This is a genomic window from Pseudomonadota bacterium, from assembly GCA_026390555.1.
Classification (GTDB): Bacteria; Bdellovibrionota_C; UBA2361; order UBA2361; family OMII01; genus OMII01.
This window is the reverse complement of record JAPLFS010000020.1, coordinates 1-12,187: the sequence shown is the minus strand read 5'-3', so window position 1 is coordinate 12,187 and position 12,187 is coordinate 1. Positions and strand designations below refer to the sequence as shown.

Here is a 12,187-nt window from a genome sequence, read left to right as displayed (position 1 = left end):
GGTCCATTTCATCAGTTACTTAGATCCAGCCCTTTCGCTTAAATAGAAGCATAAACAAAGATGCAACTATCAACATAGCGATCATTACGGCCGGATATCCCCAACGCCAAGCAAGCTCCGGCATGTACTCAAAATTCATGCCGTATATTCCTACAATAAAGGTCAGGGGGATAAAGATACTCGATATAACGGTCAGCACCTTCATGACCTGATTGAGCTTATTACTTAGACTCGACAGATAGACGTCGAGCATTCCAGAGACTATATCTCGCATGGTCTCGATGGTATCGATGGTATGGATCGTATGGTCGTAGAGGTCGCGCAAAAAAAGGCGCGTCTCTGCACTAACTAGATCAGACTCATCCCGAATAAGGTCGTTAACTATCTCGCGCATCGGCCAGACAGCCCGTCTAAGAGATATGAGCTTGCGCTTTAGTCTGTGCACCGCTTTCAGAGTGCTCGGTCTTGGGCTATCAATTACCTGCTCCTCAACCTGCTCAATAACTTCGCCGATCTGTTCTAAGACCTGAAAGTAGCAATCAACCACCATATCGATCAGGGCGTAGCTCAAATAATCTGCCCCCAACCTTCTTATGCGCCCCTTGCCGGTATGAATACGTTGCCGAATCGGCTCGAAAAGATCCCCCTCGTCCTCTAGAAACAACAAGACGTAGCCGTTCCCAAAAACAATACTGATATGCTCGGCCATAATCGCTGACTTTGCGCGATCATAGGTAACCATCTTCATGGCGATAAAGAGATATCCATCGAACTCCTCTAGCTTGGGTCGCTGAGAGGTGTTTGCAAGATCTTCAACTACGAGGGGATGGAGATTGAACTTTTCGCCGATTGTACGGAGGATCTCGACGTTATGCACTCCATCGATCGTATACCAGGTAACGCCGCTAGCCCTCGACTCGGGAATGCACTCGTTAAGCTCGATCTTTTGCGGCTGCTCGTAGCCATCTGCGCTGTAACGGATACGGGATATAGTTACGGGCGTGTCCCGCGCTGGCCCGATGTATGTCACCGTCCCTGGCGACGCCCCAACCGGCTTAGCGCTCTGTTTTTTTAATTTGGCCATCTGCTAAGATCCCCTCGCATAACTATAACAACTCTAGGTGAATCTTGCATACAGATAGACATCAGGGCGCTTATGCTCCTCATTTAATGTAAGTTCTGCTTGATACTCTACTGAACCAATTTCAAAACAGAAAAGCTCTTTCGTAGAGGATTCCCTCTGAACGTGCCTAAAATTACAAAGATCGCTCGCTTTAATGCGGCCTACCTGCACCCCATCTAAAAGCGCTGAATGATGAGAATTAACGGCGCTAATTATCCATCTCATCCCCCAACTCGATTCACTGCCCCTACTCGACTCACTGCTAGCCTGAATCTGCCCATCTACCAACCTAGAGAGATTTGTAACCGCCTCTTTAAATGCAGGCTGCGACATAATCGGTCTCGCAATGATCTGCCCTGATTGGTAGTAGTCCGATGTATAGAGATGCAGTGCTACGGGCCCCGTCACAAACTGCTCCATGCAACCCCTCCATGCCATAATTGAGGAGAGATTGCTTCCCAACACATCGACAAAGAGGTGTTGCTCGCGTTGCACCTTTGAAACCGCAACAACTTGATGCAAGATCCTCACCTGCACATCAACTCGTTCCTCTATATCCCCGTCTCTTCTAGCGACATGCGCCAGGACAGTTTTATGAATATTATCCCTAATTCTCTCTTCTAGATGCGCAAAGCAGTTCAGATCCTCAAACGACATCCTGCTAGGTCTGTCTATCAAGCGATTTGGGCCACTAAAACCTGTGCGGCAACTTTTTATGTATTCAACAAAAAGCTCTCGCTGTTGCAAGGCCTCTCCTGGCACCCTAAGATCTGAGAGCTCAAGCCCTCGTTCGATAGCACCAGAGGGCACAGGTACTGGATTATCATCTCTTTTAGGATCTGGAGTTAGATTAGACATCACTCAAGCATGCGGTTAGATATAATAGCCCACACTATCATTGAATAGGCTTTTGGTAATGGGTATTTTTACCCCCCTATAATCCCGCGCTTTCTAAGCCCATTACCAAAAAACGACCCTAGATGCCCGGCCATATGTTCAACCACAAACTTTGCCGCTGCAATCACCGCTGGACATTCATCGGGCTTAATTCGAAAGGGAAGACAGACAGGTCCAATCCAGGGCAGCTTTACCACAGGAACTCCTAGTAATGCTCCTACCTCAGGGGCTGCCTGGCGCATCGATTTACCAAGCTTAAACAGTATCTTTAGCGCTGCTATACACATGCGGTCAGATATCCTCTGCTCTCCCGCTACTCTGCGATCTCTCAGTAGCTCCTGTAACGACCCTGCTATCGTCTCCAAGCTAGTATTAAAAAAGTTAGAGCTCGCCTTTAGTTCGCAGCGTGCGCACAGCTCATCTAAGACCTCAGTCGATCTCAGGATATGTCGCATCAAGGAGGTCCTCAACGGTGCGCGATCGCTATCTGTCCCATCAGAGATAAGCCGCCAGAGGGGCCCTAGATTCTGCCCCCATCCCTCCCGAAAGAGTAGCGGTTCTAAGTGTTCTATTATCTCCAAAGCATCGGGCAAAGGAAGCTTATTGATAGCGTTGATTAAAGCAGGCCTGATTATATTCAGCGCGTTTAAAAAGGTGTCTTTATCGACCTGTTCCTCTGCTTCTATCGTCTGAAAACAGAGTTGTTGCAGCATTGTTATCGCAGAAAGTGCTGGAAGCTCCTCTGTCAACTTTTCTATAAAGGCAGGCGCCGCACCTAACATAACAGCAGGCTGCCCATACAGGATCCGGATTATCCCCTGGTAGTCGCTTACCTCAATAGCTATTGCAAGCATCTCTCCTAGGTGTTGCAACTTCTTTTCTGCTTTGATTGCTATATTTTGTGGCAGTAAACCATCGGCAAGCAGTATCTGATCTATCGCCTTATGAATAGATGCTTCTGGTGATTTGGCATAAGCTCCTAGGGCATGCGCGTAGTCTAATTCAGTGATAGTACCGTGGCGATACAATAATACCGCTACATCAACCATCGCCTCTGCACCCTTGCCATGCAGAAGTTCAGGGGACTTATTTAATAGGTGAAATATTTCGCGCACCTTAAATAGAATGTGCGGGGCCTCTATCTTGTGAAGTGCTCCGATAAAAGAATCTGGCCGCCCTGAGATCTCATTCGCCACAACTGCTACAAGCACACGTGTATCTTTAACTGAACTAATAGCTTCATACAGATTGCCCCAATTCCTCGTCGAGCAGCTGTAATCAGCCCAGGCCTGTACGACCGCTCTACGATCAACCTCACTAGCTTGCTTGTATTCATTCGCGCCCTCAATCATTTTTAGATCAGTGTGAAGCTGCCTGAGAATATATCCGCTAGCCTCTATCCTCTTGTAATTATCGCCTGATTGCTCAAGCTCCCTTAACTGCACGATCTTGCTCTCTACTACATCAGGAATTCTGCGTAGAACACCATCATCACTGCGAGATAGATCGCGCCAAAGCGCCTGCCATGACTCTTTGTTCTGGGCTACTGGAGGTTCAGTATGTTTCTTCGTCGAGGGCTCTATATTCATATATTCGTATTCAGATACTGCTCATCTCGGCACCAACCGTACCATATGTAAAATCGCTATGTGCGCACACATAGCCTGCTATTTCAGCAACTTGCGACAAGGCCTTTGATAGTAGATGCTCCTTTGTGTTACCCTAAGTGCTGGATTAAACACGGATCTTGACCCTGTGCAGGTGGAGCAATTATGTCGAATTTTTCCCTAGTCGAGCACGGAATAACCGTAAAAACCGTTTATCGCAACCTTGCTCCATGCCGGCTATATGAAGAGGCGATCCTGCACGAGCCTGGCACACGCCTCGCATCGACCGGGGCCCTAGTTGCCTATTCGGGGGCTAAAACTGGTCGCTCCCCTAAGGATAAGCGCATCGTTAAAAATCCAGAATCAGAGGGTAACATCTGGTGGGGCTCAGTTAACGTAGCGCTCGATCCAAACATATTTGAGATCAATCGTGAGCGTGCCGTTGATTACCTCAATACCAGGGAGACGCTCTATTGTTTCGACGGATTTGCAGGCTGGGACCCTGCCTCTCAGATTAAGGTTCGCATTATTTGCTGTCGTCCCTACCATGCCATCTTCATGCATACGATGCTGATCCGACCAACTCAAGCTCAGCTTGATAACTTTGGAAATCCGGATCTGCTTATCATTAACGCCGGTCGATTTCCTGCCAATCGACACACACCCGGCATGACCTCAAAGACCAGTATCGATCTAAACCTTGAAAGGGGCGAGCTCGTTATACTCGGCACCGAATATGCCGGCGAGATGAAGAAGGGGGTCTTTACGGTCATGAACTACCTGATGCCGAAGCGTGGGGTGCTTTCGATGCACTGCTCAGCAACGGCGGATAAAAGTTCAGATCGCTCAAGCCTGCTATTCGGATTATCGGGAACGGGCAAAACAACGCTCTCCGCGGATCCGAAGCGGCTCTTAATCGGAGATGACGAGCACTGTTGGTCAGACACCGGAATCTTCAACATCGAGGGGGGTTGTTATGCAAAGGCTATCGACCTTACACCGGAATCGGAGCCTGATATATTTCAGGCGCTCCGTTTCGGCTCAGTACTTGAGAACGTAGTGCTCGATCAGGAGAACCGTGAGGTGCAGTTCCATGATTCATCGATTACAGAGAACACGCGTGGGGCATATCCAATAGAGTTCATTCGTAACGCTAAAATTCCGTGCGTAGCAGGGCACCCTGCAGATATTATCTTTCTGACCTGTGATGCTTTTGGAGTGCTCCCTCCGGTCAGCAAGCTCTCGGCTCCACACGCCATGTACCATTTTATCAGTGGCTACACTGCTAAAGTAGCTGGGACCGAGGTCGGAGTGACTGAGCCCTCGGCTACATTCTCTCCCTGCTTTGGTGGGCCGTTTCTGGTCTGGCATCCGGCCAAGTACGCAGAGCTCCTTGCAACCCGTATGCGTGAGCACAAGGCAAACGTGTGGTTGGTTAATACCGGCTGGACGGGGGGTGCTTATGGAACAGGCTCTCGCATGAAACTGAGCCTAACACGCAAGATTATCGACGCTATTCATAGTGGAGAGCTGCTACAGGCCCCAACTCAGCGCGATCCGGTCTTTGGATTTGATGTGATTAGCGCCTGTTCGGGGGTGCCCTCTGAGGTTCTTATCCCTAGAAACACCTGGAAGGACACGGCCACCTACGATGCGGCGGCTAACAGGCTAGCGAACCTATTCATTAACAACTTTAAGAGCTATGCCGATGGCGTTAGCGCTGAGGTCCGGGGTGCCTCTCCTGTAGCTGTGGGCTCAAAAGGGTAGGCCTCTCGACCCTTGCGGGCGACGCCACCCAAGAGCTATCCTAGCCTTAAACGCTATCTTAGATACCACCTATGCGAGCTTCAAGCGCTGCTGTGCGCCTTAAGGAAATTGTTAGTGGCAAGGTCTGCCCGCTCTGCCTGGTGGTGACATCACCTGATCGGGTACGGCGTGAGCGGGCGCTCGTATACCTTCTCGATCAGTTTATCAGCAAGGGTTCAAGGCCCTCGACCTTTTCATTCGGAGAGCAGGGGCGCCTAACTATCTCCTCCTTCCTGAATGATGTCGGTGAGCCCTCGCTATTTGAACCGGTCCGTTTCGCCGTATTTCGCTCGCTTGAAAAAGCCAAGGTAATTGATCTTGAACCGCTCTCAGCCTTTATCGCTCGGCAGATACAGGGGGTACACCTGATACTAATCGGTGATGGCCTACCGAATAGTCCCAATTTTAAAAAAGAGATCGCTAAATTCGGTATCCACTGCGCCTTTGAGGAGCTAAAAGGCGCAGAGTTATCACGCTGGACTGAAAAGGAGCTTAGACAGAGCGGCGTTGAAGATGCCCCCGATCAGGTAGTTGAGTTGGTCCTTTCACTCGCTACAGAGGATCCGGATGACATCACACACCTAATTGAAAAGTTCTCTCTCTACCTGAACGGCGACCCTCCGACGACCGTTGCGCTAAGCGCCCTAGAGCCGGGGCGCTCGATTGCCAGCGACTTTACACTCGCCGATTCACTCCTTGGCTCGAAGCGGATACAAACCGAGGTGCTTCTACATCAATTACTGAATCAGGGCTCTGTCCCAATGATGTTAATGGGGCTTCTTACGAAAACATTCGTTACCATCTTTAGAATCCGTACGCTGCTGGACCGTGGATTCTCTCAGCAGGATATACGGAACGATCTCGCTCTAACTCCCTGGCTCTTTACCAAGTATCTGCCGCTAGCAAAGCGGCTCTCAATGGCGCAGATAGAGCACTGCACGGAGGTGCTGCTCAAAACTGATTTTCGTCTAAAGGATCGCTCGCTTGGTCCAGCAGCACTACTGAGCTCGCTCGCTTATAACGCAACACCTAGCAACGGGCGGCTGCGGTGACTACGGTTTCTGTTATCAGAAGAACCTACGCAATTTTTGCAGCCGTTGTGCTCTCACTATCTACAAATTATGTTGCTTCCGCTTCACCGCACTCACCTTATCGTGGCTGGGATTATCTCGTTGGACGACTACGCGATATCGGCGTAAAGGAACAGGACATTAACCACATTTATAAAAATCCCCACATGCCCCGTTTTACCTTTGTGCCCTTCTCTGTAAAGCCTCGTGAATCATCCTCTATATACACCAACTTTAATCGCACTTCGTTTCTACTGCTCGGAGCGAACTTTATCCGAGAAAATAAAACGCTCTTCGATGACATACAAAAGAAACTACACATTCCGCCAGAAACGATCGTAGCTATCTTAGTTATAGAGTCCCGCATAGGAGAAAATACCGGACATGAATTGGTGGCCTACAGGCTCTCGCGCCTAGCCTCGGTCTGTGCGCCTGATAATTTGGCGCACAATTATAAGCTTCAGAGAAAAAAGGACCTCAGCATAACTTTCGAAGCGCTAAAGGAGCGCGGGCGCTATCTTGAAACGACCTTTCTGCCAGAGATCCCGGCTTTAATAGAGATCGGTAAGCGTAATAATGTGCCGGTACTTAAGGTAACCGGATCAAGCGCTGGTGCATTTGGCTTGCCGCAGTTTCTGCCCTCAGCATTTCTGCGTTTTGGAGTTGATGGAGATAAGAACGGCCACGTTTCGCTCTACAGCCCTATTGACGCGGCCTGGTCTGTAGCCAATTACCTGAGCGGTTACGGTTACCGAGCAGATTTATCTCTGGCGGAGAGGCGTTCAATTATCTGGAGATACAACAAGAGTGAGACCTATATCGATGCTGTCTTAGCTCTGAGCGCTGGAATTCGCAAGGAGGTGGACAGTCCCTCCCCCCAACCAACTAAGCTCCCAAATAAGCCCTCGGCCCTAAAGCAGCCTGCCAGCTAGAAGCATCGCCGCGATAGTAAAGTAGATAACAAGGCCCGCCACATCCACTATCGTTGCAACAAATGGTGCAGATGATGTTGCCGGATCAAATTTAAGCCGCTTGAGAATAAAGGGGAGCATCGCCCCTGAGATACTTCCCAGAGCCACTACGCAGGTAAGTGAGAAGAACACTGTAAAGGCTAGCGCCAACCAGTGCTCTCCATACATAGGAGAGAACTGTGCCCAGATTACTACCCTAAAAAATCCTAGCGTACCGAGCAGAAGACCGAGTACCGCGCCGGCCGTTAACTCTCTCTGGAAGACCTTAATCCAATCCTTAAGTCGAATTTCGCCGACCGCGAGAGCTCGAATGATTATGGTTGATGCCTGGCTACCCGAATTTCCACCACTTGAGATAATAAGGGGCACAAAGAGTGCGAGCACAACAGCGCGTTGGATCTCATCGGCAAACTCCACCATCGCCGATGCCGTCAACATCTCTCCGATAAAGAGCACAACCAGCCAATGCGCCCGCTTTCTAATAAGGGTTGCAACGGGGGTCTTGATATAAGGATCTTCGAGCGCTTCGCTACCTCCGAGTTTTTGAATATCCTCGGTGACCTCCTGCTCCTCAACGTCAAGAATGTCATCTACTGTAACGATTCCAAGCAGGATTCCAGCGGAATCAACCACCGGCAGGGTTGATCGATCGTACTTGCGAAAAAGCTCGACCGCCTGCTCCTGATATGAGTGCACATCGAGCGATTCGAAGGTGAAGTTCATTAGCGCTGCCACCTCTTGATCGGGCGATGCAAGCAGGATTAGTTTAATGGAGATCTCATCAACCAATTTACCCTTGGCATCCACAACGTAGAAGGTATCTAGTGAGGCGCTCTCCTGGCCATTGCCACGAATATGATCGAGTACCTCGCGCACCTTCCAGTCGGAGTGGATCGTAAGATAGTCTGGCGACATGAGTCGACCAACACTGCCCTCAGGATATCCGAGAAGGGTGAGCGCAACCTCACGCTCCTCTTTTGAGAGCAGGGTAAGCAGTTGGCGCGCTGCCTCAGCAGGGATCTCTTCGAGTAGTGCGGTACGATCATCGGCCGCCATCTCATCGAGTAACCGAGCCGTTTGTCGGTCACCCAGCCCACTCAGCAGCAGCTCCTGCACATCTACATCAAGCTCGGCAAAGATCAGCGCGGCTTTATCACGCGGCAGGATACGAAATATAAGTACCCGCTCCTCATCGGAGAGGGTTTGCAGGAGCTCTGCAATCTCAACCGGTGCGACATCGAGCAATAGGTCACGCAGCGCATGAAGATTGCGCTCAGCTATAAGGGGCAAAACTGAAGTAAGATCTATCATGTATTCACGTAACTAGTCAGCATATTCCAGAAATATTCGCATACGGTAATGACACTCAATAGCCCCTAAGGGGCCGATTTGCGGAGCCAATCGGGGGTGAAAACATTAACTGGTCACAAAATCTGCCGTCCCCGATCAGGGGACGACCAATCGAATTACCTATGAAACTTCGCCGTAATCTGAGTAGCTTGAATTGCGACATTAAACTACCGTGACCAGTTACTTATTCACAAAGTCTGTCAGAATTGTGGTCAGTCTATCAACTATCATAAAGTGTCCACCACCCACTACCGTATGAAAATTGCTGTCCTTAATGCTATTAGCGAGAATTATGGCCATGCCAAGCGGCACATAGGTGTCTTTATCACCGTGCCAAATAGAGGTTGGTACCGTAACACGCCCTAATAACGGCGACCAATCAGAGATCAGTAGCATAAATTCTGTCACTGCACCCCTGATCCCTTGCCGCAAAGATTCCCGCATATTTCGCGCTAGCACTACTGAAACCTCGGGGCGTGATACGATCTCTATATCTGGTTTGGGGAGTAGGGTTCCAAACCAGAGCGCAACTGAGCCCGGCATAAGGCGCCAGATCGTAGCGATTGAGCCGATTAAGAGGCGTCCAAGCTTTTTATAGCGCTGCCCTAACCGTATCAGAGCTTTATTAGCGATATTCATCCCCTCTAGGGCCTTGGAATCTACCATCGGAGCAACTCCGCTCACTATTACAAGCCTCGTTACTCGTGCCGAGAGTAATCCAGCAGCAGCGACCGCCGTCGGAGTTCCCCCGGATACACCAAGGATTCCAAAGCTCTGCACCCCGACATGGTTTGCCACTAACTCTACGTCACTTGCCCAATCCTCAAAGCGTCTCTCTGGATACCACTCAGAGCCCCCAAATCCGGGGCGGTCGAGTGCGATGATCGTTAGTCCCATCTCAAGCGCAACGCGGTGCGCTAAAGTCGCCTCGAAGCGACTCGCCGGAAAGCCGTGGCTATAGAAAACTACTTTTTTAAAATCACGGGCTCCGAAGGTGCTGGCATAAATAGCGCGCCCGTTTGAATGTTTTAGGGCTATTTCGTTATGGCGCACATCCTTCGCACTCACGCAAACCGTTCATAGGCTATCATGCGATACTGGTCGACCATGCGGTGGGTATTAAAGAAGGAGCCATTGAGTGCGATAGCGTTTCTCATCACCTCAGCCCAACGTGCCGAAGGTTCGTAGAAACAGGGCAATACATGGTGTTCAAGCTGCTCATAGAGCGCATTAGCATCAGCATCGTCCTGATCGATCGCCGCTACTCCGCCATCATTAAGGGGGCTACGCACCACCCAACCGGTAACTCCCTGCACTCCACCCTCAATCCACCAACCATCGGCGATACTGAGACTCGGAATGCCGTTCAGTGCGCACTTCATGCCACTGGTACCGGAGGCCTCAAGGGGCGCTCTTGGGGTGTTGAGCCATAGGTCAACACCGGAGACAAGAGAGGCCGCCAGATCGATATCATAGTTAGGTAGGTATGCAACACGGATCAGATCCCCAACTTTAGGTGCGATATCATGGATCTGTTTGATCAGGTGTTTGCCCCAATCATCTCGTGGGTGGGCCTTACCGGCAAACACAATGTTAATCGGACCAAAGCGCGCAGCGAGCGCCTGCAATCTCGGCAGGTCACGAAAGAGCAGCATCGGGCGCTTGTACTCAGTTGAGCGCCTGGCGAATCCGATCAGGATCCCAGGGCCTCCAAACGACACGCCGTATTTTTCCTGAATTTTCTGCAGCAGGTTGGCGCGGGCCTCCCTATGCGCCTCCTGAATATCCTCGGTCGGTACGATAGTAACCTGGCGTAGCTGCTCGCTGCGTTGTCGCCAACCTGGCACGTATCGATCAAAGAGCTTAGCAAAGGGGGGTGCGGTCCAACGCACCGCGTGCACACCGTTTGTAATTGCAACGACCTCGGCCTCTGGAAACATCTGCTTTGTAACGTCCATGTGCCTGCGTGATACGGCGTTTACCGTACCTGAAAAACGGAGCGCAAGCTTGGTCATGTTAAGGGAGTTGTTTTCGAAGATAGGCAAGGCCTTCTGCAGATGCTCTTTGCTTAGGTATTGCTCAAGCAGATCGGCTGCGAACACGTCGTGTCCAGCCTCTACGGGGGTGTGGGTTGTAAATACAGAGCGCTGGCGAACCTGCTCTACCTCACTCTCCATATTAAAGGCCCAACCCTGCGGTATAAGCTCTAAGAGTAGAAAGGCCGCGTGCCCTTCATTCATATGGTAGATCGTAGTCTCAGGGTATCCGAGCGCTTGCAGCATCCGTACTCCACCAACTCCTAGTACGAGCTCTTGCAGAATGCGGGTATGTTGATCGCCTCCGTAGAGTGAGTCTGTAATGCGGCGATCGTTAGGATCGTTCTCAACTACATCGGTATCGAGAAAGATGATCGGAACAACCTGCCCGTTAGCTCCGACCTCGATATGCTTCCAGGCCTGTACCCGCACGAGGCGGTCTCTTAGCGGTACCTCGATAATCGGCTGACACCTTGTCAGGAGCTGCTCTGGATCCCACTGTTCGGGGGCCTCCATCTGCCATCCTTCGTTGTTAAAGCTCTGCCGCGCGTAGCCCTTGCGGTGTAGAAGAGTTACGGCAACCATGGGGACGCCTAGATCGGCTGCTGCCCTGATCGTATCACCTGCCAAGATCCCAAGCCCACCAGAGTAGGTAGGCAGTTCAGGATGAATACCGATCTCCATTGAGAAATATGCAACTGCTTTTGACATACGGACTAAGACCCTTGGTTATTTGAACAGTTTATCTCGTTCCTTCCCCATCCTAGCAGCCTAAGCGCCTCCTAGAAACCGATGATCGGTAGGGGAGTATTTGGATAACGGTGTTCCCAGCGCTTCGCCTAGGCGTAAGCACCTCCCCTGGGAACGCCGGTATCCGACCGGCCATGAAGGGGATCGTCAACCTGAGCATTTGTACCTAGCCACTCTGGAGAGTGGCGGTCCCAGGGCTTCGCTAAGGCGTAAGCCCCTCCCCTGGGAACGCCGGTATCCGACCGGCCATGAAGGGATCGTCAACCTGAGCATTTGTACCCAGCCACTCTGGAGAGTGGCGGTCCCAGCGCTTCGCCTAGGCGTAAGCCCCTCCCCTGGGAACGCCGGTATCCGACCGGCCATGAAGTGGATCGTCAACCTGAACATTTATACCTAGCCACTCTGGAGAGTGGCGGTCCCAGGGCTTCGCTAAGGCGTAAGCTCCTCCCCACTGGATAGGGGTAGAAGAGGGGGCATTAGCCCCTCCCCTCCCTCCGAACCGGACTGGCGGATCTCCCGCATCCGGCTCTCCAGTTATGAGTTTTACCGCGTAGCGGATTGGCATCGATCCTGAGCA

General features: G+C 51.0%; 10 protein-coding genes. 3 read left to right on the top strand and 7 right to left on the bottom strand.

The annotated features are described in order from the left end of the window. Window positions 1–19: 19 nt before the first annotated feature. From corA to NTV65_01680, 3 genes are all read right to left on the bottom strand, one after another. Complete coding sequence (gene corA, locus NTV65_01690) at window positions 20–1,084, bottom strand: magnesium/cobalt transporter CorA (protein MCX6113913.1); 1,065 nt, start codon at window positions 1,082–1,084, stop codon at window positions 20–22. A gap of 33 nt (window positions 1,085–1,117) precedes the next feature. Beyond that, entirely contained in the window at window positions 1,118–1,981 is an 864-nt protein-coding gene (locus NTV65_01685) for a hypothetical protein (GenBank protein ID MCX6113912.1), read from the bottom strand. 68 nt (window positions 1,982–2,049) lie between these two features. Next, window positions 2,050–3,609, bottom strand: coding sequence for a hypothetical protein (locus tag NTV65_01680; GenBank protein ID MCX6113911.1), 1,560 nt, complete (start codon window positions 3,607–3,609; stop codon window positions 2,050–2,052). Between the two features lie 183 nt (window positions 3,610–3,792). Between NTV65_01680 and pckA the strand changes: the two genes are divergently transcribed. The 3 genes from pckA (at window position 3,793) to NTV65_01665 (ending at window position 7,435) form a co-directional block, all read left to right on the top strand. Next, window positions 3,793–5,394, top strand: a complete 1,602-nt coding sequence (pckA, locus tag NTV65_01675) for a phosphoenolpyruvate carboxykinase (ATP) (GenBank protein ID MCX6113910.1) — start codon at window positions 3,793–3,795, stop codon at window positions 5,392–5,394. Window positions 5,395–5,465: 71 nt separating this feature from the next. Continuing rightward, window positions 5,466–6,485, top strand: a complete 1,020-nt coding sequence (locus tag NTV65_01670) for a hypothetical protein (GenBank protein MCX6113909.1) — start codon at window positions 5,466–5,468, stop codon at window positions 6,483–6,485. Beyond that, complete coding sequence (locus tag NTV65_01665) at window positions 6,482–7,435, top strand: lytic murein transglycosylase (protein MCX6113908.1); 954 nt, start codon at window positions 6,482–6,484, stop codon at window positions 7,433–7,435. The genes NTV65_01670 and NTV65_01665 overlap by 4 nt, the downstream gene beginning before the upstream one ends. Here the strand turns inward: NTV65_01665 and mgtE are convergent. From mgtE to NTV65_01645, 4 genes are all read right to left on the bottom strand, one after another. Continuing rightward, entirely contained in the window at window positions 7,415–8,785 is a 1,371-nt protein-coding gene (mgtE, locus tag NTV65_01660) for a magnesium transporter (protein ID MCX6113907.1), read from the bottom strand. The two genes, NTV65_01665 and mgtE, sit on opposite strands and share 21 nt — an antisense overlap. A gap of 219 nt (window positions 8,786–9,004) precedes the next feature. Further along, window positions 9,005–9,892 (bottom strand): alpha/beta hydrolase, encoded by an 888-nt coding sequence (locus tag NTV65_01655; protein ID MCX6113906.1) that lies wholly within the window; start codon window positions 9,890–9,892, stop codon window positions 9,005–9,007. After that, complete coding sequence (glgP, locus tag NTV65_01650; GenBank protein MCX6113905.1) at window positions 9,889–11,571, bottom strand: alpha-glucan family phosphorylase; 1,683 nt, start codon at window positions 11,569–11,571, stop codon at window positions 9,889–9,891. Before glgP ends, NTV65_01655 begins: the two co-directional genes overlap by 4 nt. Window positions 11,572–11,926: 355 nt before the next feature. Beyond that, window positions 11,927–12,187: hypothetical protein (locus NTV65_01645; protein MCX6113904.1), on the bottom strand; the 261-nt coding region annotated here is incomplete at its 5' end.